This window comes from Actinocorallia aurantiaca, from assembly GCF_039533685.1.
Classification (GTDB): domain Bacteria; phylum Actinomycetota; class Actinomycetes; order Streptosporangiales; family Streptosporangiaceae; genus Actinocorallia; species Actinocorallia aurantiaca.
Window position 1 is genome coordinate 31397 of sequence record NZ_BAAATZ010000005.1, and the last position, 22119, is coordinate 53515.

24 protein-coding genes are annotated in these 22119 nt (G+C 72.4%); 16 read left to right on the plus strand and 8 right to left on the minus strand.

Annotation, left to right across the window (positions count from 1 at the left end; all coding sequences use genetic code 11):
- Positions 1 to 2: 2 nt before the first annotated feature.
- Entirely contained in the window at positions 3 to 665 is a 663-nt protein-coding gene (gene npdG, locus ABD327_RS06270) for an NADPH-dependent F420 reductase (RefSeq protein ID WP_344449225.1), read from the minus strand.
- Positions 666 to 762: 97 nt separating this feature from the next.
- Here npdG and ABD327_RS06275 point away from each other — a divergent pair, with 97 nt between their 5' ends.
- The gene (locus tag ABD327_RS06275) at positions 763 to 1329 is read left to right on the plus strand and encodes a hypothetical protein (protein WP_344449226.1); all 567 of its coding nucleotides are present in this window, start codon (positions 763 to 765) and stop codon (positions 1327 to 1329) included.
- Here the strand turns inward: ABD327_RS06275 and ABD327_RS06280 are convergent.
- A complete protein-coding gene (locus ABD327_RS06280; RefSeq protein WP_344449227.1) occupies positions 1317 to 1487 on the minus strand; it encodes a hypothetical protein in 171 nt (56 codons plus the stop codon). The two genes, ABD327_RS06275 and ABD327_RS06280, sit on opposite strands and share 13 nt — an antisense overlap.
- A 55-nt stretch (positions 1488 to 1542) precedes the next feature.
- Between ABD327_RS06280 and map the strand changes: the two genes are divergently transcribed.
- The 6 genes from map (at position 1543) to ABD327_RS06310 (ending at position 8512) form a co-directional block, all read left to right on the plus strand.
- A complete protein-coding gene (map, locus tag ABD327_RS06285; protein WP_344449228.1) occupies positions 1543 to 2394 on the plus strand; it encodes a type I methionyl aminopeptidase in 852 nt (283 codons plus the stop codon).
- An 88-nt stretch (positions 2395 to 2482) separates the two neighbouring features.
- Complete coding sequence (locus ABD327_RS06290) at positions 2483 to 3202, plus strand: metal-dependent hydrolase (protein ID WP_344449229.1); 720 nt, start codon at positions 2483 to 2485, stop codon at positions 3200 to 3202.
- Between the two features lie 331 nt (positions 3203 to 3533).
- Entirely contained in the window at positions 3534 to 4580 is a 1047-nt protein-coding gene (locus tag ABD327_RS06295; protein ID WP_344449230.1) for a S1C family serine protease, read from the plus strand.
- 82 nt (positions 4581 to 4662) lie between these two features.
- Positions 4663 to 5868 carry a DUF5685 family protein gene (locus ABD327_RS06300; protein ID WP_344449231.1) on the plus strand — a complete coding sequence of 402 codons (1206 nt, stop codon included), beginning with the start codon at positions 4663 to 4665 and terminating at the stop codon, positions 5866 to 5868.
- Positions 5869 to 5957: 89 nt separating this feature from the next.
- The gene (locus ABD327_RS06305; protein ID WP_344449232.1) at positions 5958 to 6515 is read left to right on the plus strand and encodes a copper resistance CopC family protein; all 558 of its coding nucleotides are present in this window, start codon (positions 5958 to 5960) and stop codon (positions 6513 to 6515) included.
- Entirely contained in the window at positions 6512 to 8512 is a 2001-nt protein-coding gene (locus ABD327_RS06310) for a bifunctional copper resistance protein CopD/cytochrome c oxidase assembly protein (protein ID WP_344449233.1), read from the plus strand. Before ABD327_RS06305 ends, ABD327_RS06310 begins: the two co-directional genes overlap by 4 nt.
- Here the strand turns inward: ABD327_RS06310 and ABD327_RS06315 are convergent.
- Together ABD327_RS06315 and ABD327_RS06320 are read right to left on the minus strand one after the other, a co-directional pair.
- Positions 8509 to 9156 (minus strand): response regulator, encoded by a 648-nt coding sequence (locus ABD327_RS06315; protein ID WP_344449234.1) that lies wholly within the window; start codon positions 9154 to 9156, stop codon positions 8509 to 8511. The two genes, ABD327_RS06310 and ABD327_RS06315, sit on opposite strands and share 4 nt — an antisense overlap.
- Positions 9153 to 10373: a sensor histidine kinase gene (locus ABD327_RS06320; protein WP_344449235.1), complete on the minus strand. Its 1221-nt coding sequence runs from the start codon at positions 10371 to 10373 to the stop codon at positions 9153 to 9155. The genes ABD327_RS06315 and ABD327_RS06320 overlap by 4 nt, the downstream gene beginning before the upstream one ends.
- A gap of 174 nt (positions 10374 to 10547) precedes the next feature.
- Between ABD327_RS06320 and ABD327_RS06325 the strand changes: the two genes are divergently transcribed.
- On the plus strand, positions 10548 to 11075 hold the full coding sequence (locus ABD327_RS06325) for a GtrA family protein (RefSeq protein ID WP_344449236.1): 528 nt from the start codon (positions 10548 to 10550) through the stop codon (positions 11073 to 11075).
- Positions 11076 to 11172: 97 nt separating this feature from the next.
- On the opposite strand, the gene ABD327_RS06330 is transcribed toward ABD327_RS06325, so the two are convergent.
- Together ABD327_RS06330 and ABD327_RS06335 are read right to left on the minus strand one after the other, a co-directional pair.
- A complete protein-coding gene (locus ABD327_RS06330) occupies positions 11173 to 12468 on the minus strand; it encodes a helix-turn-helix domain-containing protein (protein WP_344449237.1) in 1296 nt (431 codons plus the stop codon).
- 172 nt (positions 12469 to 12640) lie between these two features.
- On the minus strand, positions 12641 to 14161 hold the full coding sequence (locus ABD327_RS06335) for a PucR family transcriptional regulator (RefSeq protein ID WP_344449238.1): 1521 nt from the start codon (positions 14159 to 14161) through the stop codon (positions 12641 to 12643).
- Positions 14162 to 14217: 56 nt separating this feature from the next.
- Between ABD327_RS06335 and ABD327_RS06340 the strand changes: the two genes are divergently transcribed.
- The 5 genes from ABD327_RS06340 (at position 14218) to ABD327_RS06360 (ending at position 19131) form a co-directional block, all read left to right on the plus strand.
- On the plus strand, positions 14218 to 14520 hold the full coding sequence (locus tag ABD327_RS06340; RefSeq protein ID WP_344449239.1) for a hydroxyisourate hydrolase: 303 nt from the start codon (positions 14218 to 14220) through the stop codon (positions 14518 to 14520).
- Positions 14521 to 14572: 52 nt separating this feature from the next.
- A complete protein-coding gene (locus ABD327_RS06345; RefSeq protein WP_344449240.1) occupies positions 14573 to 15964 on the plus strand; it encodes an NCS2 family permease in 1392 nt (463 codons plus the stop codon).
- A 145-nt stretch (positions 15965 to 16109) separates the two neighbouring features.
- The gene (locus ABD327_RS06350; RefSeq protein ID WP_344449241.1) at positions 16110 to 17237 is read left to right on the plus strand and encodes a glycerate kinase; all 1128 of its coding nucleotides are present in this window, start codon (positions 16110 to 16112) and stop codon (positions 17235 to 17237) included.
- Between the two features lie 165 nt (positions 17238 to 17402).
- Positions 17403 to 18533: an alanine dehydrogenase gene (ald, locus tag ABD327_RS06355; protein ID WP_344449242.1), complete on the plus strand. Its 1131-nt coding sequence runs from the start codon at positions 17403 to 17405 to the stop codon at positions 18531 to 18533.
- 10 nt (positions 18534 to 18543) lie between these two features.
- Positions 18544 to 19131: a histidine phosphatase family protein gene (locus tag ABD327_RS06360; protein ID WP_344449243.1), complete on the plus strand. Its 588-nt coding sequence runs from the start codon at positions 18544 to 18546 to the stop codon at positions 19129 to 19131.
- A gap of 13 nt (positions 19132 to 19144) precedes the next feature.
- Here ABD327_RS06360 and ABD327_RS06365 read toward each other — a convergent pair whose 3' ends face one another.
- A complete protein-coding gene (locus tag ABD327_RS06365; RefSeq protein ID WP_344449244.1) occupies positions 19145 to 19345 on the minus strand; it encodes a heavy-metal-associated domain-containing protein in 201 nt (66 codons plus the stop codon).
- A 136-nt stretch (positions 19346 to 19481) separates the two neighbouring features.
- Here ABD327_RS06365 and ABD327_RS06370 point away from each other — a divergent pair, with 136 nt between their 5' ends.
- Positions 19482 to 19766 carry a metal-sensitive transcriptional regulator gene (locus tag ABD327_RS06370; protein ID WP_344449245.1) on the plus strand — a complete coding sequence of 95 codons (285 nt, stop codon included), beginning with the start codon at positions 19482 to 19484 and terminating at the stop codon, positions 19764 to 19766.
- A gap of 60 nt (positions 19767 to 19826) precedes the next feature.
- On the opposite strand, the gene cutA is transcribed toward ABD327_RS06370, so the two are convergent.
- A complete protein-coding gene (gene cutA, locus ABD327_RS06375) occupies positions 19827 to 20186 on the minus strand; it encodes a divalent-cation tolerance protein CutA (RefSeq protein ID WP_344449246.1) in 360 nt (119 codons plus the stop codon).
- A 133-nt stretch (positions 20187 to 20319) separates the two neighbouring features.
- Between cutA and ABD327_RS06380 the strand changes: the two genes are divergently transcribed.
- Both ABD327_RS06380 and ABD327_RS06385 read left to right on the plus strand, forming a co-directional pair.
- Positions 20320 to 21126: an NUDIX hydrolase gene (locus ABD327_RS06380; RefSeq protein ID WP_344449247.1), complete on the plus strand. Its 807-nt coding sequence runs from the start codon at positions 20320 to 20322 to the stop codon at positions 21124 to 21126.
- Positions 21123 to 22097 (plus strand): serine/threonine-protein kinase, encoded by a 975-nt coding sequence (locus ABD327_RS06385; RefSeq protein WP_344449248.1) that lies wholly within the window; start codon positions 21123 to 21125, stop codon positions 22095 to 22097. The genes ABD327_RS06380 and ABD327_RS06385 overlap by 4 nt, the downstream gene beginning before the upstream one ends.
- Positions 22098 to 22119: the final 22 nt, after the last annotated feature.

Here is a 22119-nt window from a genome sequence, read left to right on the forward strand (position 1 = left end):
GGTCACACGTCGGTGAGGCGAATGCCCGCGTGGGCCTTGTAGCGGCGGTTGATGGAGATCAGGTTGGCGGTGAAGGCCTCGACCTGGTGGGCGTTGCGCAGCCGGCCGCCGTAGATCCCGCGGACGCCGGGGATCCGGGACGCCAGGGCCTGGACGAGGTCGGTGGCCTCCCGGTCCTCGCCCAGCACCAGCACGTCCAGGTCGATCTCCTCGACCTGCGGGTCGAGGAGCAGCACGGCCGACACGTGGTGGAAGGCGGCCACGACGCGGCTCTCGGTGAGGATGGCCGCCGCCTGCTGGGCGGCGCTCCCCTCCTCGACCGGCAGCGCGTAGGCGCCCTGCTTGTCGAAGCCCATCGGGTTCACGCAGTCCACCACGACCTTCCCGGCCAGCTCGGACTTCAACGACTCCAGGGTCGCCTGGTGCCCGCCCCAGGGCACCGCGATGATCACGATGTCGGACCCGGCGGCGCAGGCCGCGTTGTCGAGGCCGCGCACGCCTTCGCCGAGTTCCGCCGCAGCCTCCTGGGCGCGGTCGGCGGCCCGCGAACCGATGATCACCTGGTGCCCGGCGAGGGCGAACCGGCGGGCCAGGCCCTTGCCCTGGTCCCCGGTTCCGCCCAGGATGCCGATGGTCAGGCCGCTCACGTCAGGGAGATCGCTCATGTGCGAGATCCTGCCAGGTGCGCCCCGGCGGGATTCCATCGGCCCTGCCTGTGGCGATCCGGGGGCGGGACCGGGTTCCCTGCGTCAGGATGGGGGGATGGACGCCGGTCAAGTGAACCTGCTGAGGGAGCTGCTCTCCTCCACCGAACTCATGGCCGACACCCGGAGGTTCGCCCGGACCCTGCGCTCCTCGGCGCGCGAGGACCTGCTGCTGCTGGGCACCCCCGAGGACGAGCCCTGGCATCTGGCCGCCCACCTGGACGACGAGAGCCGTTTCGTCCCCGAGCTCAAGCCCACCCTGGTGCGCTGGGACCCGCCGCCGGGCGCGCCCTCCCACCTGTCGGTCGGGCTGGAGCGCCTGGCCGACGCCCGGCGCGGCGAGGCGCTGTTCGTGGTCGCGCCCGAGCGCGCGCCCGACCCGCTGCTGGAGCGGGTGGACGACGCCCGGCGCACCGGCGCGGTGATCCTCACCCTGGACGGCGGGGACCGGGAGCTGGCCGGGCTGGCCCATGACGCGCTGACCGTCGCCTCCGGCGGCCCGGTCACCTTCGACCAGGCCCAGCACCTGGTGAGCGCCGCGGCGGCCGAGGAGAGCCCCAGGCGCGGGCTGCGCGAGCGGCTGGCGCGGCTGCTGGACGCCGTCAGCGGGCCTCAGCTCTCCTGAGCGTCCCACTCCTCGTTGCGCTCCTCAGCGGTGGTCAGGGCCAGCCGCGCCGCCTCCTCGGAGTCGTACGGGCCCATCCGGAGCCTGTCCGCGCAGCCCGGTCCCTTCTCCACCCGCATGTGCTTAAGGCAGAAAAACCAGTGTCCCTCATCAGACATGATCACCCCTCCTGTACGAATCCTGCCCCGAGCCTGGCATCTAAACTCTCTTCCCATGACGACGACGTATCTCACGCCCGGCAAGGTCTCGCCTCCTCGCAAGGTCCCGGCGAACATCGAGCGGCCCGAGTACGTCGGGAAGAAGTCCCCCAAGACCGGTGAGCCCGACGTCAAGACGCCCGAGATCATCGAGGCCATGCGGGTGGCCGGCCGGATCGCGGGGCGGGCCCTGGCCGAAGTCGGCCGCGCCGTCCGCCCGGGGATCACCACCGACGAACTCGACCGCATCGGCCACGAGTTCCTCCTCGACCACGGCGCCTACCCCTCCACCCTGGGATACCGGGGCTTCCCCAAGTCGCTGTGCACCTCGGTCAACGAGGTGATCTGCCACGGCATCCCCGACGACACCGTCCTGCGCGACGGCGACATCGTCAACGTCGACATCACCGCCTTCATCGGCGGGGTCCACGGCGACACCGACGCCACGTTCCTGGTCGGCGACGTCGACGAGGAGTCTCGCCTGCTGGTGGAGCGCACCCGCGAGGCGATGACGCGCGGCATCAAGGCGGTCCGCCCCGGCCGCGCCGTCAACGTGATCGGCCGGGTGATCGAAGCCTATGCCCGCCGCTTCGGCTACGGGGTCGTGCGCGACTTCACCGGCCACGGCATCGGCACCACGTTCCACTCCGGGCTGATCATCCCCCACTATGACGACCCGCAGGCCACGACGGTCATCGAGCCGGGGATGACCTTCACCATCGAGCCGATGCTCACCCTGGGGACCCACGACTACGACATGTGGGGCGACGGCTGGACGGTGGTGACCAAGGACCGCAGGCGCACCGCCCAGTTCGAGCACACCCTCCTGGTGACGGACACCGGCGCGGAGATCCTTACTCTGCCGTAACAATTCCGTACGAACAGCACCAAGGTCATTACTTCGGGGTAAGTGCGGAGGAAAACCCGCCCCCGCCGAACTTCGAGGTGCATGCCGCATGATGGGCCCCACTCACGCCCTGTCCGGGGCGGTGGCCTGGCTGGCCGCCGTGCCGCTGATCCAGGACACCGCCCTGCTGCAGGGATACGCGGTGCAGTTGTCCCCCGCACAGATCGCCGCGGGGACCGTGGTGTGCGCCGGGGCCGCGATGCTCCCCGACATCGACCACCACGACGGCACCATCGCCAACACCTTCGGGGTCTTCACCAAGGTGCTCTGCACGGTGGTCGGCAAGATCTCCGGAGGGCACCGGAACGCCACCCACTCGATCCTCTTCGCGCTGGGCGCCGGCTACGGGGCCGACTGGCTGGCCACCCACTACGAGCCGGCCTGGTGGGTGCTGCTCTTCCTGCTCATCGGGCTCGGCCTGCGCGGCCTGGGCATCAGGATCGGCACCAGCGACGCCTTCACCGGGTTGCTCAACGCGCTGGTCGCGGCGGGGCTCGTCTACTGGCTGCACGACGTCGACATGCGGTGGGCGGGTTACGCCGTCGCCCTGGGCTGCGTCATCCACGTCGTCGGCGACTGCTGCACCCCGCAGGGCTGCCCGGTGCTGTGGCCCGCTCCCTGGCGGCTGGGCCTGCCGCTGATCCCGCGGACGAACGGCAGGGCGGAGAAGTGGGTGATCGCGCCCCTGCTCACCCTGAGCGCCGTGATCCTCGTCATCCGCACCGCGGTGGGCGACGAGCTCACCGACTGGCTGGACGGCCTGGCCTGAGCGGACCCGCCGGGGCGGGCCCGCTCCCCGCGGCCCTGTTCCTCGCGGCCCGGTCGCCCGCGGGCTCAGTCCTTGGCGGTCACCGAGTGGAGGGCGACGTCCACCTTCTGCGTCTCGTCGGAGCAACTGCACTGGCCACAGCCCGGCAGAATGTCCATTTCCTCACCGTCTCTTCCTTATTCATGCCGATAAGGCAATTTCGAGCGTACGCCGTGCCGAGGGAGAAGGTCAGTGCCACGGCCCGGCAAATCTCCGGTAGAGAGAGAATGCTCTCCCCGAGGCCACCTCCGGCGGGCCGTCTAGGAGGCCGCGGGCTGGGAACAGAGCGTTCGTGGGGAAACGAGAGTTCTGCGCGGCGGCGCTGGCCGCCGCACTTCTGACCGGATGCGCCGGAGGCGGCGACGGGAACGGGACGACGGCGACGCGGGCGCCCTCTCCCGTGGACGCCTCGGCCGCGGCCGTGCTGGAGGACGCCTACACGCGGATCGTCGCGGCCGTGCTGCCGTCCGTCGTGCAGATCAACACCGACCAGGGCGAGGGGTCGGGCGTCGTCTACGACGGCGACGGCCACATCGTGACCAACGCGCACGTGGTGGCCGGGGCCCGCTCCCTCCAGGTGGTGCCCTCCAGCGGCGGCAGCCCGCTGAACGCCCGGCTCGTCGGCACCTTCGACGCCGGGGACCTGGCCGTGGTGAAGGTCGACGGGGCGAACCTGCCCCCGGCGAGCTTCGGCGACTCCACCCGGCTGAAGGTCGGGCAGATCGTCCTGGCCATGGGCAGCCCGCTGGGGCTGTCGGGCAGCGTCACCAACGGCATCGTCTCGGCGACCGGCCGGACGGTGACCTCCCAGCGGGAGGGCGCCTTCCCCGGCGCCACCATCTCCGACGCGGTGCAGACCAGCGCGGCCATCAACCCCGGCAACAGCGGCGGAGCCCTGGTCACCCTGGACGGCACGGTCGTCGGCATCCCCACGCTGGCGGCGGGCACCGGCTCGGGCGACCTGGCGGCGGGCATCGGGTTCGCCATCCCCGGCGACACCGTCCGCACCATCGCCCCCCAGCTGATCTCCTCCGGCAAGGTCACCAGCTCCGGGCGGGCCGCGCTGAACGTCACGATCGCCCAGACCTTCAGCATCACCACGGGCAAGGCCGACGGGGTCGCGGTCGTCTCGGCGGCCGAAGGCGGCGCGGCGGCCGCGGCGGGCATCCGCAAGGGAGACGTCATCGTCGAGGTCAACGGGCAGGCGACCCCGACCACCACCGCGCTCGCCGAGATCCTGGCGAACCTGCAGGTGGGGCAGACCGTGCCGGTGAAGGTCCGCCGGGAGGGCAAGGAGCAGACCTTCCAGGTCAAGCTCGGCGAACTGCCGGGAGGCTGATTTTTCTTGCGTGTCACCTGAACAACTGCGCGAACGGCGGCGTCGGTGAATAATGCGCTGTCCGCTTTGCGAAGGGAACACAATGTTCGGGGTGGTACGACCCTGTCGGCACGGCATGTGCACGACCTTGTTCAAGGACTGGATGGCCCACCTCTGCGGCCTGTGCCTCACGCTGCGGGACGAGCACGGCCACCGCGCCCGGCTGGTGACCAACTACGACGGCCTCCTCGTCTCGGTGCTGACCGAGGCCCAGCTCGCCGCGTCGGCGCCGCGCCGCAAGGCCGGCGCGTGCGCGCTGCGCGGCTTCAAGGGCGCCGACGTGGTGAGCGCGCAGGCCGAGGGCGCGCGGCTGGCCGCCGCGGTCTCCCTGCTGCTGGCCGCGGGCAAGACCCGCGACCACATAGCCGACGGCGACGGCCCCTACGCCCGCAGGCCGGTCGCCGCGGCCGCCTCCCGGGTGGCCGACCGCTGGGACGCCGCGGGCGGCAGGACCGGGGAGGTCCTGGGCTTCGACGCGGCCGTGCTGCGGGACGCCGTGGCCCGCCAGGCCGTGCTGGAGCGGACGCCGGGCCTCACCCTGCTGGAGCTCCTGGAGCCGACCGAGACCGCCGTGGCGGCGGCCTTCGCGCACACCGCGGTGCTGGCGGGCAGGCCGGGCAACGCCGAGCCCCTCGCCGAGGCGGGCCGCTTCTTCGGCAGGCTCGCCCACCTGCTGGACGCCGTCGAGGACCTGCCCGAGGACCACGCCGCCGGGGCCTTCAACCCCCTGACCGCCACCGACACCCCCCTGCGCGAGGCCCGGCGGCTGTGCGACGCGTCCCTGCACGGGCTGCGCCTCGCCCTCGCCGACGCCGAGTTCGAGAACCGCACCCTCGTGACGGCCCTTCTGGAGCGGGAAGTCCGCAAAGCGGTGGACCGGACGTTCCAGGGCCACCCGTACGCGGTGTTCGACGAGCCCTCCGCCTCCGATCGGGGCGGGCTCCCCGTCCTGCCGGTCGTGGGCCAGTACCCCCCGGGGTACTACCCCCCGCCCGGGCAGGTCCCGCCGGGCTACAAGCCGCCCAGGCGGCGTCCGGGGTGCGGGCCCGAGCTGTGCCTGGCCGGCGCCCTGGTCGGCTGCACCTGCGGCCTGTGGCGGCCGGAGTGGAGCGAGTACCACGAGTCCTCGTGCTCCGACCGGTGCGCCTGCACCCGGTGCGACGGCTGCGGCGACGGCTGCTCGAACTGCGGCGAATGCTGCAACTGCTGCGGCGACGGCGGGTGCTGCGACTGCGGCTGCGACTGCTGACCGCCGCTTCGGGGCGGGCGGGCACCGTCCGCCCCGGGGGGTCAATAAGGTGGAAGGGTCTCCAGCCCCGAACCGAGAAGATCATGACCTTGCCTGCTCGACGGATCGCCTCACTCACCGCGCCGGCCGCACTCCTGGCGGTCCTGCCGCTCCTGCTGCTGTTCTTCTCCGCGGCTCCCGCCTCCGCCCACACCTCGCTCACCGGCAGCACCCCCGCCGACGGAGCCGAGGTCGCCGCGCCGTCCCAGGTGACGCTGACCTTCAACGAGGCCCTGCGCTCGGCCCGGGTCGTCGTCCGCCCGGAGAAGTCCGAGGTCGAGGTGCAGAAGGGCTCCGCCCGGCTGGACGGCGAGAAGGTCGTCCAGAAGATCAAGGGCACCCTGCCCGCCGGGAAGTACTCGATCGGCTACCGGGTGATCTCCGCCGACGGCCACCCGGTCACCGGGGTGCTGTCCTTCACCGTGACCGGCGCGGCCCTCGCCGAGGACGGCCCGGTGCCCGCCGAGACCGGGATCGCCGCGCCCACCGACTCCGACGACGCCGCCGCCGAGTCCGAGGGCGGCACCACCCGCTGGCTCATGGTCGGCGCGGGCCTGGCCGCCGGAGTCGGCATCGGCCTGCTGTTCGCCATGCGGCGGCGGCGGTGATCCGCGAGGTCGCCAAGGCCGCCGCGCTCGCGGTCCTCGCGACCGCGGCGGGCCTGGTCGCCGCGCTCTACGTCGGCGGGGCCGTCGCCGAGCGGGTCATCCCGGGGATCAGCGACGCGGGCGTGCTGGTCCGCTGGGGGCTTCCCGTGGCCCGCACGGTGATGGACATCGCCGCGGCGCTGACCGTCGGCTGCCTGGTCATGGCGATCGTGCTGATCCCGCTGATCAAGGACGGCCTGACCTCCGCGGCCCAGAACTACCTGCGGGCGGCGTCCTGGTGCGCCGCCGTGTGGGCCTCCGCCGCGGGCGCCACCCTGGTGCTGACCGTCGCCGAGATCCTCGGACTGCCGGTCACCGGGCTGCTGCGCGGCCACGAGCTGTCCAGCTACGCCGGGCAGATCCCGCAGGGGACCGCGCTGCTGCTGGTCATCCTCATGACCGTGATGGTGGCTCTGCTGTCCCGCACGATCTCCACCCCCGCGGCCTCCCTGGGCCTGCTGGCGCTGGCTCTGGTGGCGCTGCTGCCGCCCGCGGTGACGGGCCATTCGGCCTCCTCCCCCAACCACTCGGTCGCGATGGTCGGGCTCGCCCTGCACCTGCTGGCCGTGGTGCCCTGGGTCGGCGGGCTGGCCGTCCTGGTCTGGCACGCGCTGAGCGGGGGCCGGCTGCTGGACACCGCCGTCGGCCGGTTCAGCCGGCTGGCCGTCTGGTGCCTGGCCGTGACGGGCCTGTCCGGGCTGGTCAACACCATCTCCCGGCTGCCCGACCCGCTGCAGCTGTTCACCACCGACTACGGCCGGATCATCCTGGCCAAGATCGTGCTGCTGGCCGCCCTGGGCTGGATCGGCTGGCGGCACCGCGAGCGCACGGTCCCGGCGATCCGCGAGGGCAGGCCCCTGGCGTTCACCCGGCTCGCCGTCGTCGAGGCCGCGATCATGGGCGCGACGATGGGAGTGGCGGTCGCGCTGGCCCAGACCGCTCCCCCGCCCTCCGAGACCGGTGCGGTGAGCACGGTCGAGGCGCTGATCGGTTACGAGATGCCGGCGCCGGTCACCGTGGCCAGACTCGCCTCGCTGTGGCGGTTCGACCTGTTCTGGGTGGTGCTGGTCCTGGTGCTGGGCGGCCTCTACCTGGCCGGGGTGCTGCGGCTGCGCCGCCGCGGCGACTCCTGGCCGGCGGGCCGCACGACCGCCTGGTGCGTCGCGCTCGTCTCGATCGTCATCGTCACCCTGAGCGGCGTCTCGACCTACGCCCCGATCCTGTTCAGCGTGCACATGGCCCAGCACATGACGCTCGCGATGCTGACGCCGATCTTCCTGGTGCTGGGCGCCCCGGTGACGCTGGCGCTGCGCGCGCTCAGGCCCGCCGAGGTGCGCGGCGACCGGGGGCCGCGCGAGTGGCTGACCGCCTTCCTCGGCAGCCGGTTCACCAAGGTCGTCGCCCACCCCGTGGTGGCGGGGGTGCTCTTCATCGGCAGCACCTACGCCCTGTACTTCAGCCCGGCGTTCGAGTGGATGATGCGCAACCACCTCGGGCACATCGGCATGCTGATGCACTTCCTGCTCAGCGGCTACCTGTTCTACTGGGTGATCATCGGCGTGGACCCCTCGCCGCACAAGATCCCCCATGTGGGCCGGCTGCTGATGCTGTTCGTCACCATGCCGTTCCACGCGTTCTTCGGCATCGCGCTGATGAACATGGGCCAGCCGCTGGCCCCCTCCTGGTACGAGTCGGTCCAGCCGCCGTGGGGCGTCTCGGCCGTGCACGACCTGCAGACGGGCGGAGCCATCGCCTGGGGCTTCGGCGAGATCCCGACCTTCATCGTGCTGATCGCGATCGTCGTCCAGTGGGCGGTCTCCGACCAGCGGATCTCCCGCCGCGGCGACCGCCAGGCCGCCCGCGACGAGGACGCCGAGCTCGCCCGCTACAACACGATGCTCTCCCAGCTCGGCGACTCCGGACAGGCCGGCTCCTCGGCCAGGGCCGGCACCGACTAGCGCGGCTGGATGAAGCCGCTCTCGTAGGCGAAGATCACCGCCTGGGTGCGGTCCCTGGCGCCGAGCTTGGCCAGCAGGTTGCCCACGTGCGTCTTGACGGTCTGGGGGCTGACCACCAGGGAGTCGGCGATCTCGGCGTTGGACAGGCCGGCGGCCATCAGCCGCAGCACCTCGGCCTCGCGGTCGGTCAGGCGGCCGTGCCAGTCGGCGCGGGCGGGGGCGGGCTGGCCGTGCTCGGCGGCCAGCGCCCTGATCGCCGCGGGGAAGAGCAGGGTGTCCCCCTGGACGACCATCCGGATGGCCTGCAGGATCTCCTCGGGGCGGGAGCGCTTGAGCAGGAAGCCGTTCGCCCCGGCGCGCAGGGCATCGTAGACGTAGTCGTCGTTCTCGAAGGTGGTGACCACCAGGATCCGGGGAGGGTCCGGGACCTTCGCCAGGAGGTCGCGGGTGGCCTGGATGCCGTCGACGCCCGGCATCCGCACGTCCATGAGCACCACCTCGGGAGCGAGCCGCAGCGTCTCCCGCAGCGCCTCCGCCCCGTCGGCGGCCTCGCCGACCACCTCCAGGTCCGGTTCGGCGGCCACGATGGCCCGCAGTCCCGCGCGGATCAGCCTCTCGTCGTCGACGATCAGCACCGTGGTCATGTGTTCCCCTTCGGAATCGGGATGGAGGCGCGCAGGCACCAGCGGCCCTGGTCGGAGCCGGCGCTCAGCCTGCCCCGCAGGACGTGGACGCGTTCGCCCAGTCCGGCCAGTCCCCGGCCGCCGGTTCCCGCGCCGCCGTGGGTGCGCGTGCCCGTCGGGTTGCTCAGCTCCAGGTCGAGTTCGGCGGGGCCGACGGACAGCAGCAGGTCCACCGGCACGCGCCCGGCGTGCTTGGCCACGTTGGTCAGCCCCTCCTGGACGATCCGGTAGGCCTCCCTGGAGACCGCGGCCGGCAGCCGGTCCAGGTCTCCTTCCCGGCGCAGGTCGATCTCCAGGCCGGTCTTGCCGAGCAGTTCCTCCAGGTCGCGCAGGGTCCGCTGGGGGGTGTGCCGGCTGCCCGCCTCCTCGTCGCGGAGCAGGCCGAGGACGTGGTCGAGGTCCTCCAGCGCGGTCCGCGCGCACTCCTCGATCGCCTGCAGAGCCTGCGTGGCGAACACCGGATCCCGCTCCAGCACGCGGGCCGCCGCGGCGGACTGCACGGTGACGATGCTGAGCGCGTGCCCGACGGAGTCGTGCAGTTCCCGGGCGAGCCGGGTGCGTTCGGCCTGGGCGTCGGCCCGCCGCTCGGCCGCGGCGATCCGCTCCTCGGGCGAGGGCCCCAGCGCCCAGGCCGCGCCCCTGGCGGCCAGCCCGCCGAGCAGGGCCACCCCGTACCCGAAGCCCAGCAGCAGGAGGAGCCCCAGCGGAAGCGTCCACACGATCATCCAGCCGCTCGGCAGCCAGTGCATCTCGTCGGATCCGGTGAAGGGCAGGCTCAGGATCCAGCTGGCCAGGAGGGGGATCATCACGCTGAAGAACCCGACCGCCGCGCCGGCGAGCACGTGCGCGGTGAACCACAGGGCGGCGCGCAGTCTGGCCGGCCACCGGGTGTCCCGGCCCGGCTGCTCCGGCGCGCCCAGCATCTCCAGGGAGATCGAGCACTCGATGCGGCGCGCCACCGGCAGCAGGCCGGTCACGACCAGCCCGCCCGCCAGGCTGAGCAGGAACAGCAGCAGCGCCAGCCAGGGCGAGTCCGACCCGCTGGCCTCGGCCCCGCCGCCGCCCGCGAACATCGCGATGGCCAGGTAGGGGGTGGAGATCATCCCGCCGAGGATCATGAACGCCCAGCGACGCCACGTCACCGTCGAGTAGAGCGGGCGGAACGCGGACCTGAGCACGCCCTCATCCTCTCAGCCGACCCGTGTTCCGGCCTCCCCCCCAGGTCGTGTCCGGATATCACCCCTGCGCAGGAGTGACGTAGGAGACAGAACACGGTTCTATAAATCAAGGCGCTCCCTGGCTAAGGTAAGCGGGGAGTTAAAAGTGTCAGTGACTGACGATAGCGTGCGGACATGAGCGGCAGGAAAGAAGAGACAGGGCTTCAGGCCACCGACCCCGAGGGTCTCCGGACATCCGGCGACCACCCGGCCGAGCCGCGTGCCGCCCGTACGCCCGGGCCGCTCTCCTCCCTCATCCGCTACGCCATCTGCGGCGGCGGCGTCACCTTGCTTTCCAGCTGGGCGCTCGTCCTCCTGGACACCGCCATGAGCCTGGTCCTCGCGAACGCGGTGGTGACGGCCCTGGGAACCCTCCTGGTCAACGAGCTGCACGGCCGCGTGTCCTTCAAGAGCGAGAGGCGGGGCTGGCGCATGCACGGCGAGTCCGCGCTCACCGCGCTCGCCGCCTACCTGGTCACCACCGGGGCGATGCTGGCGCTGCACCACTCCGTCGCCCATCCGAGCGCCTTCCTCGACCAGGGCGTCTACATCGTCGCCTCCGGCGTCGCCGGAACCTGCCGCTTCCTGGTGCTGCGGCTGGTCGTCTTCGGCCGCTTCGGCCGCCGGGGCGGCGGCAGGAACTCCGTCGTCCTGGCCGCCTGATCCTTCGCCGTCCGCCCCCGGACGACGAAGGCCCCGGCCGTGACGGCCGGGGCCTTCTCCTTCTTCAGGAGGAGTCCTCCTCCTGAAGACCTGCCTTCTAAAGCCCGACGCAGACGAGCGCCCGCCGGTAGGCGTCGCGCCGGTGGGTCTCCTCGCCGGTCTCGCCCATGAGCTCGGCCAGGTCGAACCAGGCCTGGGCGGCGTCCCGGGTCGACTCCATCTCCTCCAGGTGGGTGGCGGCGCGGGTCAGCACGTCCAGGGCCTCGTTCCGGCGGCCCAGCCGCACGTAGGCCTCGCCCAGCACCGTCAGCGCCCAGGCGGAGGTGCGCCGCGGCGCGTCGCCCAGCAGGTCGAGCGCCTGCTGCGCCAGTTCGACGGCCTCGGCGGGAGCGCCCAGCAGGGTCTCGGCGCGGGCCAGTTCGGCCAGGCACCAGGCGGTGTCCACCTCGCCGGCGGCGTTGCCCTCGATCTCCTTGCGGGCCTTGAGCAGGATCTCCTTGCCCCGGGCCGCCTCGGACGGGCGGGCGCGCAGCAGCAGCGAGGCGTAGGCCAGCTTCAGCCTGGACAGGTTGCGCGGGTCCTCGTCCTCGCCCAGCAGGCTCAGCGCGCGCTCGGCGAGGGCGACGCCGCGCTCGTACTCCCCGCGCATCTCGGCCACGTAGGCGGCCTCCCAGTAGGCGGCGATCCTGGCCTGCACGGTGCCGATCCGCTCGGCCCGCACCACCAGGTCGTCGGCGAGCTGCCCGGCCCGCACGAGGTCGCCGCGCTCGATGCAGCAGCCCAGCAGGGTCGCGCCCAGGTGGACGGCGGCGTCGGTGTACTCGCCTCCGGCCACCGACAGGCGGCGCAGCGCCTCCTCGGCCACCTGGACGCCGGCGCTGGTGTCCCCGCGCTCGCGCAGGCAGCGGCTGAGCGCCACGTGGGCGCGGGTCCAGTGGTCGCGGTCGTACTCCAGGGACGAGCCCTCGGCGATCTCCTTCAGCGCCGCGATGGCCTCCTCCAGCTCGCCGCCGGCCTCCAGCGACAGGGCGTGGCCCCAGCGGGCCTGGCGCAGCATCTCGGGCAGGGCCAGCGCGTCGGAGTGGGAGAGGACCTCGGCGAAGCGGTCGCGCGCCTCGGCGGCGGCGCCGTTCTGCAGGGCGATCTCGGCGTACTCCAGGGTGACCCGGAGCTCGTCGACGATGTCCTCGCTGACGCCGCTGACCAGGTAGGTGGGAGAGCAGTTGAGCTTGCGCGCGAGCAGGTCGATCACGCTGGGGGCGGGTACCCGCTTGTCGCTCTCGATCAGGGAGATATAGCTGTCGGAGAGCTCGGGGAAGGCCAGCTGGGCCTGGCTTATGCCCTGCTTGATACGGAGATTCCTGATCCGGTCTCCCAGAGTCTCTTGACTCACTGACACCCGCTCCTCTTAACTTGGAGTCATGCCCCGCTTGCACAAAGTCATTACTTTTATGGTGATGCTTGGAGCCCTGGGACTCCTCGCATCCGCGCCCGCCGTCCACGCCGCACCCCCGGCGAGCGCCGGGCCACGTGTGCATTGTTGTTGATTGTGGCGGAGAGAAGCATCACATCGCGCGGAGTGCCAGGAAAAAGTCGACTCTATCCTCCAAAGTCGACAGGTCACGGCCGGTGAGCTCCTCGATCCGCCGCATCCGGTAACGCAGGGTGTTGACATGGAGATGGAGCTCCCCGGCACACCGGTTCCAGGAGCCGGAGTGGTCCAGGAAGGCCGACAGCGTCCGCACGAGATCGGAGTGGTGCTCGGCGTCGTAGACCTGGAGCGGGCCCAGCAGCCGGTCCCGGAACGAGCGGCGCACCCCGTCGGGGACCGTCGCCAGCAGCAGCGCGTGGGAGTGGATCTCGTCGCTGGTCACCACGTGGGCCCGGCCCGCCCGGCGGGCCGCGGCCAGCCTCCGGGTGTGCCTGGCCTCCTCGACCGCGCCGCGCAGCAGCGACGGGCCGGTCGCCGGGGCGCTGACCCCGACGGTCAGCCGCTCGCGCACCAGCGCCGTCTCCAGCAGCGCGACCGACGCGCGCAGCCGCTCGACGAGGCCCGGGTCCCCGTCCGGCACCACGGTCACCGCCTCGCCCTCCAGCGCCGTCACCGCCGCGGCCTCCGGCATCAGCTCCCGCAGCACCGCCACCCCGTCGTCGGCTCCCCCGAACTCGCAGGCCACCGCGACGAACCTCCGCTCGGGGTCCAGGCCGCAGGCCCGCATCCGGGCCGCGACCTCCGTGGGCTCGGTCACCGTCTGGTCCAGCAGCGCGTTCAGCAGCCGCCGCTCGACCCGGTGCCCCTCCTCCAGCCTCGCCCGTTCCAGCGCGGTGAGCGCCGCCAGCTCATAGGCCGACTCCCGGCCCTCCTCCGGCACGTCCACCAGCGCGCCCTCGCAGGCCAGGAACCAGCCCGCCACCCGGTGCGCGGCCCGGGTGTTGACCGGCAGCAGCGTGTAGGAGCCGCCGGGCTCCCCGTCCACCGCGTCCGTCACATGGGGCAGCCGCGCGGCGGTCAGGTACTCGGCGGCCAGCCGCCCGGCCTCGGGCAGGTCGGGACCCGGGCCCACGATCACCCGCCCGGTCGGCGACACCACCCAGCAGGCCCGGCCCAGCTCGGCGCGGGTGAGCTCGAAGACCCGCCGCAGCCCGGACCCCTCGGCCACCGACGAGATCAGCCTGCGGTGCCGGCCCAGCACGGTGGCCAGCCCCGCCGCCCGCTCCGCGGTCAGCCGCCGGGTGACCACCTCGCTGATGGTGCCGAACGACAGCTCCCGCGGCACCTCCACCAGCGGCAGCCCGCTGCGCGAGCACGCCTCCCTGACCCGCGGCGGCACCTCGTCCTGGATCGAGAGACCCACGCCCAGCGCCGTGGCCCCCGCGTCGACCAGCTCCTCCACCAGCGCCTCGGGGGACTCCCGCAGCTGGGGCCCGATCAGCCCGGTGAGCACCAGCTCGTTGCCCGACAGGTAGCGTCCGGTCTCCACCAGCTCGGTGAGGTAGACCCAGCGGACGGGGCGGTCCAGCGCGTGCTCGCCGGACAGCAGGCGCAGGCCCAGCTCGCCGATGTTCAGAAGATCCCGGAGTTTCACTCCCCCAGGCTAGTGCCGGAGTTTGGAGGATCCTCCGAACCCGGCAGGATGTGGTCATGAACCTCACCCTGAGAGTCGTCGACTCCGTGCGCGGCCGGGCCGCCGCCGAACTGCCCGTCCGCCTCGACCGTTACGACGGGAACACCTGGCAGGCGGTGGCCGAGGGACTGACCGGAGGATCCGGGGAGGTCGAGCTCGCGGTGGCGGAGGGCGGCCTGCACCGGGCACGGCTGGGAACCGGCCAGTACTTCACCACAAAGTTTCCCGAAATCCAGGTGATCTTCGACCTGACGCCGGGCGACCGGCTCGAGCTCCAGGTGGCCCCCACCGGGTACTCGGCCTTCCTGCTCACGCCATAATTTGCCGTGAACCGATACGGACAACGGTTCACTTTTTTATGGAAGGACCGTAATGGCGGCAAGCTCGGTGCTGGATCGGTATTTCGCCCTGTCGGAGCGGCAGAGCACGGTGGGCGGCGAGATCCGCGGCGGCATCACCACCTTCGTGGCGATGGCCTACATCCTGCTGCTGAACCCGATCATCCTCGGCGGCTCCACCGACATCACCGGCGCGCAGCTCTCGATCCCCCAGCTCACCGCGATGACCGCGCTGTCCGCGGCGATCGCCACCATCCTCATGGGCCTGGTCGGGAACGTCCCGATGGCGGTCGCCTCCGGCCTGGGCATCAACGCCGTGGTGGCCTACCAGGCGGCGCCCCAGATGACCTGGCCGCAGGCCATGGGCCTGGTGGTGCTGGAGGGCGTGATCATCGTGCTGCTGGCCGTCACCGGGGTCCGGCAGCTGATCATGGACTCCATCCCGCTGGCGCTCAAGTACGCCATCACCGCGGGGATCGGCGCCTTCATCGCCCTCATCGGCCTGGTGGACGCGGGATTCGTCAGCTCGGGCGACGGCACCGTGCTCACCCTCGGCCAGGGCGGGCAGCTGAAGGGCTGGCCGATCTTCGTCTTCGTGGTCACCCTGCTGCTGATGTTCGTCCTGCACGTGCGCAGGATTCCCGGGGCCATCCTCATCAGCATCGTCGTCGGGGCCTGCCTGGCCGCGGCGATCAACTCCGTCGCCACCGTCCCCGCCGCGCAGTGGGGCCTGGTCGTGCCGGAGCTGCCCGACCAGCTGCTGGCCGTCCCCGACCTCTCCCTTTTCGGGCAGTTCGACCTGTTCGGCGGCTTCGGCCAAGCCGGCGTCGTCACCGCGCTGGTCGTCCTGTTCACCCTGGTCCTGTCGGGCTTCTTCGACGCCATGGGCACCATCGTGGGCCTCAGCGAGGAGGCCGGGACCGCCAGGGAGGACGGCCAGGTCCCCGGCCTGGGGCGGATCCTCACCGTCGACGGCGTCTCCGCCGCGCTGGGCGGCGTCACCAGCTCCTCGGCCAACACCGTCTTCGTCGAGTCCGCCGCCGGCATCGGCGAGGGCGCCCGGACCGGCCTGGCCAACCTGGTCACCGGCCTCCTGTTCGCGGTCACCCTCTTCTTCACCCCGCTGGCCTCGGTGGTCCCGACCCAGGCCGCGGCCCCCGCGCTGGTGATCGTCGGCGCGATGATGATGGCCCAGGTGTCCAAGATCGACTGGTCCGACCCCGAGCTCGTCATCCCGGCGTTCGTGACCATCGTGATGATGCCCTTCACCTACTCGATCACCACCGGCATCGGCGCCGGCGTCGTCGCCTACACCGTCGTGCGCACCGCGCTGGGCCGCCGCACGGGCTGGCTGCTGTGGCTCATCACCGCGATCTTCGCGATCTTCTTCGCGCTCGATCCCATCCAGCAGCTCCTGGGGCTCTAGAACTCCGCGGGAACGACTACCCGGCTCCTTGGCAAGGGGCGCCGGGTAGTCGTTTGTGTATCGGCTAGGACACTCCCACCTGCCGACGGCCCGTGTGGGCTTGAATGGAGGCCTCCCTCATCGTTCACGGCCAGAAAGGCATGTGGTGGCTTCACCCACCGGGCACGTTCTCATCTCCCCGGACAAGTTCAAGGGTTCGCTCAGCGCGTCCCAGGCAGCCGACCACCTTGCCGCGGGACTGGCCCGGCACCGGCCCGAGATCCCGCTGGTGACCCTCCCCGTCGCCGACGGCGGCGACGGCACCGCCGAAGCCGCCATCGCCGCCGGATTCGAACGGCGGACCGCGCGGGTCGCGGGCCCGACGGGCGAACCGGTCGAAGCCGTCTACGCGGTCCGCGGCGACACCGCCGTGGTGGAGCTGGCCGAGGCCTCCGGGCTGCACCGGCTGCCCGGCGGGAGGCCCCAGCCCATGACCGCCTCCAGCCTCGGCACCGGCCAGCTCGTCCTCGCCGCCGTCCGGGGCGGGGCCCGCAAAATCGTGCTGGGCCTGGGCGGCAGCTCCTGCACCGACGGCGGCGCCGGGATGATCCAGGCCCTCGGCGCCCGGCTCCTGGACGCCAAGGGCCACCAGCTGCCGCCCGGCGGGGCGGCGCTGCGCCTGCTGCACGCGCTGGACCTGCGCGGGTTCAACGACCTGGCGAACCTGGAGATCGTCGTGGCCTCCGACGTCGACAACCCGCTCCTGGGCAGGGAGGGCGCCGCCGCCGTCTACGCGCCGCAGAAGGGCGCCGGGCGGGACGGCGTGAAGACGCTGGAGGCCGGGCTGCGCCGCTGGGCGGACCTGGCCGAGGCCGCCACGCGGCGGCCCGCCCGGGACCGTCCGGGGGCGGGCGCGGCCGGCGGGGTCGGCTTCGCCGCGATGACCTTCCTCGGCGCCCGGGTCGAGCCGGGCATCGGCTACCTGCTGGACCTCCTGGGCTTCACCCGCCGGCTCGCCGACGCCCGGCTGGTGATCACCGGCGAGGGTTCGCTGGACGCCCAGACCCTGCGCGGCAAGGCCCCGGTCGGCGTGGCCCGCGCCGCGGCCCGCGCGAACGTCCCGGTGGTGGCCGTCTGCGGCCGCAGGACGCTCACCGGGGAGCAGCTGCGCCGCGCGAGGATCAGCGCCGCCTACCCGCTCACCGACCTGGAGCCCGATGTGGAACGCTGCATCAGCGCCGCAGGCCCGCTGCTGGAACGCCTCACCTTCGCCATCGCCGAGGAGTGGCTGTGAGCCGGAGCGGGAAGCCTTCTCCAGAGCGCGGCTGACACCGTGCGGCTGACACTGTGTCGCCCAGGCCGCGCGGAGCCGTACACGGTGCGGCTGGCGAGCAGAGCGGGCGGCGGCGCACCCTGAGGGGAGGGACGCGGCCCGCGTCCCGCGTCCCGGGAGGCAGCGGTGAAGGTCGGCGTTCCACGCGAGGTCAAGGATCACGAGGACCGGGTGGCGATCACCCCGGCGGGGGTGCACGAGCTCGCGCGCGCGGGCCACGAGGTGTTCGTCGAGCGCGGCGCGGGGACCGGTTCGTCCCTTCCCGACGAGGAGTACTCCCGGGCGGGGGCCAAGCTCCTGGACTCCGCCGACGAGGTGTGGGCCGAAGGCGAGCTGGTCCTCAAGGTCAAGGAGCCGGTGCCCTCGGAGTACCACCGGATGCGCGCCGGTCAGATCCTCTTCACCTACCTGCACCTGGCCGCCTCCCGCGAGTGCACGGACGCGCTGCTGGCCTCCGGGACCACCGCCATCGCCTACGAGACGGTGCAGACGCCCGGCGGGGCGCTCCCGCTGCTGGCGCCCATGTCGGAGGTGGCCGGGCGGCTCGCGTCCCAGGTCGGCGCCCACCACCTGCTGAACTTCAACGGCGGGCGGGGGGTGCTGCTCGGCGGCGTGCCGGGGGTCCCCCCGGCCGAGGTCCTCGTGCTGGGCGGCGGGGTGGCCGGGCTGAACGCCGCCCGGATCGCGGCGGGCCTGGGCGCGCGGGTGACGGTCGTGGACGTGAACGTCGAGCGGCTCCGCCGGATCGACACCGTGTACGGGGGCCGGATCCAGACCCTCGTCTCCAGCGCCTACGAGGTGGAGCGGAAGGTCGTCCGCTCGGACCTGGTGATCGGCGCGGTGCTCATCCCCGGCGCCAAGGCGCCCACCGTGGTCTCCCACGAGCTGGTGGGCCGGATGCTGCCCGGCTCGGTGCTGGTGGACATCTCGATCGACCAGGGCGGCTGCTTCGAGGACTCCCGCCCCACCACCCACACCGACCCCACGTACCGGGTCCACGAGTCGGTCTTCTACTGCGTCACCAACATGCCGGGCTCGGTGCCCCACACCTCGACGCACGCGCTGTCCAACGTCACGACGCCCTACGCGCTGGCGCTGGCCGGCAAGGGCTGGCGAAAGGCGCTGAGCGAGGACCCCTCGCTGGCGCTCGGCCTCAACACGCACGCGGGGCGGCTCGCGCACGGCGGGGTCGCCGAGGCGCACGGGCTGCCCTTCACCCCCGTCGGGGATCTTCTGAACGGGGGCCCCGTCCCGTAACGTGATCCCCATGGGGGAACTGCTGATCCTGCGCCACGGGGAGACCGAGTGGAGCCGGGTGCGCAAGCACACCGGCCGGACCGACCTCCTCCTCACGCCGCGCGGGGAGGAGGAGGCCGCGGCCCTGGCCCCCCGGGTGGCCGCGCACCACGTCGTGCGCGCCTTCTGCTCCCCGGCCCTGCGGGCGCGCGCCACGGCCCGCCTGGCGGGGCTCGCCGGGGCCGAGCCGCTGGAGGACCTGTGGGAGTGGGACTACGGCGGGTACGAGGGCCGCACCACCGCGGAGATCCGCGAGGAGATCCCCGGCTGGGCGGTCTGGACCCACGAGATCGTCCCGGGCGCCACGCCCGGCGAGAGCGTCCGGGCGGTGGGCGAGCGCTGCGACCGGGTGATCGCCGCGGCCCGCCCCCACCTCGAGCAGGGTGACGTGGCGCTCGTCGCGCACGGCCATGTGCTGCGCATCCTGGCCGCGCGGTGGCTGGGCCTGCCCGCCGACCACGGAAGGCTGTTCGCCCTGCAGACGGGCACCTCCTCCACGCTGGGCCTGGAGCACGGCCGGGAGGTCATCACCTCCTGGAACGTCCCGCCGGACGCGTAGGCCCGCCGAACGGTCAGACGACCTGGTACCCGGCCTCCTCGACGGCCTTGCGGATCTCGTCGTCGGTGAAGCCCTCCCCCGCGACGGTGACCGCGCCGGTCTGCAGGTCCACGTCCACTCCGGTGACGCCGGAGAGCTCGCTGATCTCCTCGGTGACCGAGGCCTTGCAGTGGCCGCAGGTCATACCCTTGACGGTGTAGGTGCGATCGGACACGGCGTCCTCCTCCGATGCGTCTCACGGGCGCGTCTCATAGGCATACCCCGTATGGGTATCCCGACAGGAAATCAGCATACCCTCCGGGGGCTGGGTACGCTGATGGGGCACCCGCCCGGCGAATGTGAGGCCCGTCATGACCACCCGCGGCTACACCGCGACCAAGGACCAGCTCCAGACCAGGCTGCGCCGGATCGAAGGCCAGGTGCGGGGCATCGAGCGCATGGTCGAGGACGACCGCTACTGCATCGACGTGCTCACCCAGATCAGCGCGATCCAGGCCGCCCTCGACAAGGTCGCGCTGGGCCTGCTGGACGGCCACGTCCGGCACTGCGTGGCCCAGAGCGCGCAGGAGGGCAGGTCGGAGGAGATGTCCGAGGAGCTGATGGCCGCCGTCGGCAGGCTCATGCGCCGCGGCTGACCGCCTCAGGGGCCGTGCGCGCACCACGCCGGGAGCCGCGCACGAGCCGCGCCGGGAGCGTCAGTCGATGATCTCCAACTCGTCCTCCTCGACCGCGGGCTCGACGGTCTGCTCGCTCACCCAGCCGAGGTACTCCGCGCTGCCGGCCACCACCGGGGTGGCGATGATCTCCGGGGTCTCGTAGGAGTGCTGCTCGTTGATCAGACCGGCCAGTTCCTCGAACCTGTCGGCGGTGGTCTTGAACATGACCATCCACTCCTCGGCGGTCTCGATCTCCCCTTCCCACCAGTAGGTGCTGGCGATCGGGCCGAGGACCTGAGCGCACGCCGCCAGCCTTTCGGCCACCGCCGAGGCGGCCAGTTCCGCCGCCTCCGCCCGTTCGTCGGTCGTGGTGGTCACCTGCACGTAAGCCTGCGCCATCAAGGGCTCCTTCCCCGCATCAATGATCGTAGCCGCTGGACAGGCCGGGCGACCCGCGTTATGTTGTACTCATATTGAGTTTTACTCATACTGAGACTATGAGTCCCCACCGAGGAGTCCGGAGGATGACGACATGACGGACGAGGAATTCCTCGCGGAGTACGACCCTCGGAGCTACGACCCGATCGCGGTGACGGTGGACGTGGTGGCGCTGACCATCCGCGACGGCGTGCTCCATGTCCTGCTGATCCGGCGCGCCAATCCCCCGTTCGCGGGAAGCTGGGCGCTGCCCGGCGGATTCGTGCGGGCCGTCGAGGGCGAGGAGGGCCTCCGGGAGGCGGCCGCCCGCGAGCTCGCCGAGGAGACCGGGCTCACCGCCGGGGCGCTGGGCCGCGTCCACCTGGAACAGCTCGGCACCTACGGCGCGCCGGGCCGCGACCCGCGCATGCGGGTCATCTCGGTGGCCTACCTGGCGTTCGGGCCCGACCTGCCCGACCCGCGGGCCGGCAGCGACGCGGCGGAGGCCGTCTGGGCGCCGGTCGACGCGCTCGGGCTGACCTCGACCGCCTCCCAGGCCCCCGGCACCACCCGCAGGCTCGCCTTCGACCACGCCGGGATCCTCGCCGACGGGCTGGAACGGGCCCGCGCCAAGCTCGAGTACACCCCGCTGGCCACCGCCTTCCTCGGCGAGGTCTTCACCATCCCGGAACTGCGCGCGGTCTACGAGTCGGTCTGGGGCGAGCCGCTGCACGCCGGCAACTTCCACCGCAAGGTGCTGTCGGTGCCCGGCTTCGTGGAGGGCACCGGCGACACCACCGCGACCGGAGGGCGGCGCGGCGGTCCCCGGGCCCGGCTCTACCGCGCCGGGGACGCGCGGCTGCTGCACCCGGCGCTGCTGCGGCCCGGCAGCGAGGACGACCTTCGTCAGGAGACCCCGTGAACAGAGAGGACGCGCTCGCGCTGCTCGACCGTCCGGCCGGGGAGATCTTCGGTTCGGACCCGGCCGAGGCGGTGCGGGTCTACCACCGGATGGCCCGGCTGCTGCACCCCGACACCGGCGCCGACGGCGCCGCGTTCACCCGGCTGGCGGCCAAGTGGCACTCGTACGGCGGCGGGGAGACCGTGACCATCACCACCAGGCGGCACACCTACGAGGTGGGGTCGAAGCTGGCCCGGGGCGACCTGGCCGACCTGTTCGAGGTGGCTTTCGACGGCGGATCCGCCGTCCTCAAGCTTCCCCGCGACAGCGCCGACAACGACCTGCTGAAACGCGAGACCGTGGCGTTGCGGCAGCTCCGCGAGGACGGCGACCCGCAGTTCCTGCCGTACGTCCCGGAACTGGTGGAGAGCCTGCGCTACGACGGCCGCAGCGGCAACGTCATCACCCTGCTCGAGGGTTTTCACACGCTCGCCGAGGTGAAGGCCGCGTATCCGGACGGGGTGGATCCGCGTGACGCGGCGTGGATGTGGCGCAGGCTGCTCGTCGCGCTCGGCTTCGCGCACCGTGCGGGCGTCCTGCACGGTGCCGTCCTGCCCGAGCACGTGATGATCCACCCGGAGCGGCACGGGCTCGTCCTGGTCGACTGGTGCTACTCGGTGTCCGTCCGTCGCTCCGCCGCCGACCCGAGCGGCCGGGTGCCCGCGCTGGTGAGCGGCAGGGCGTCCTGGTACCCGCCGGAGGTTCCCGGACGGGAGCCCGCGTCCCCCGCCACCGACCTGTTCCTGGCCGCCCGCTGCATGACCTACCTGATGGGCCCGAAGATCCCGGGCCCGCTGCGGAGCTTTGCCCGCGGCTGCACCCTCGGCTCCCAGAAGAAGCGGCCTTCCGACGCCTGGCGCCTCCTGGAGGAGTTCGACGAGCTCCTGGAACGCCTGTACGGACCGCGCGTCTTCCGTCCTTTCACGCTCTAGACCTCAACCCCTCGCACTCAAG

Bases quoted from the DNA above. Each gene is read 5' to 3' on its own strand.
- npdG (WP_344449225.1), bottom strand. From the start codon at position 665: ATGAGCGATCTCCCTGACGTGAGCGGCCTGACCATCGGCATCCTGGGC.
- ABD327_RS06275 (WP_344449226.1), top strand. From the start codon at position 763: ATGGACGCCGGTCAAGTGAACCTGCTGAGGGAGCTGCTCTCCTCCACC.
- ABD327_RS06280 (WP_344449227.1), bottom strand. From the start codon at position 1,487: ATGTCTGATGAGGGACACTGGTTTTTCTGCCTTAAGCACATGCGGGTG.
- map (WP_344449228.1), top strand. From the start codon at position 1,543: ATGACGACGACGTATCTCACGCCCGGCAAGGTCTCGCCTCCTCGCAAG.
- ABD327_RS06290 (WP_344449229.1), top strand. From the start codon at position 2,483: ATGATGGGCCCCACTCACGCCCTGTCCGGGGCGGTGGCCTGGCTGGCC.
- ABD327_RS06300 (WP_344449231.1), top strand. From the start codon at position 4,663: ATGTTCGGGGTGGTACGACCCTGTCGGCACGGCATGTGCACGACCTTG.
- ABD327_RS06315 (WP_344449234.1), bottom strand. From the start codon at position 9,156: ATGACCACGGTGCTGATCGTCGACGACGAGAGGCTGATCCGCGCGGGA.
- ABD327_RS06325 (WP_344449236.1), top strand. From the start codon at position 10,548: ATGAGCGGCAGGAAAGAAGAGACAGGGCTTCAGGCCACCGACCCCGAG.
- ABD327_RS06340 (WP_344449239.1), top strand. From the start codon at position 14,218: ATGAACCTCACCCTGAGAGTCGTCGACTCCGTGCGCGGCCGGGCCGCC.
- ABD327_RS06345 (WP_344449240.1), top strand. From the start codon at position 14,573: ATGGCGGCAAGCTCGGTGCTGGATCGGTATTTCGCCCTGTCGGAGCGG.
- ABD327_RS06360 (WP_344449243.1), top strand. From the start codon at position 18,544: ATGGGGGAACTGCTGATCCTGCGCCACGGGGAGACCGAGTGGAGCCGG.
- ABD327_RS06370 (WP_344449245.1), top strand. From the start codon at position 19,482: ATGACCACCCGCGGCTACACCGCGACCAAGGACCAGCTCCAGACCAGG.
- cutA (WP_344449246.1), bottom strand. From the start codon at position 20,186: ATGGCGCAGGCTTACGTGCAGGTGACCACCACGACCGACGAACGGGCG.
- ABD327_RS06380 (WP_344449247.1), top strand. From the start codon at position 20,320: ATGACGGACGAGGAATTCCTCGCGGAGTACGACCCTCGGAGCTACGAC.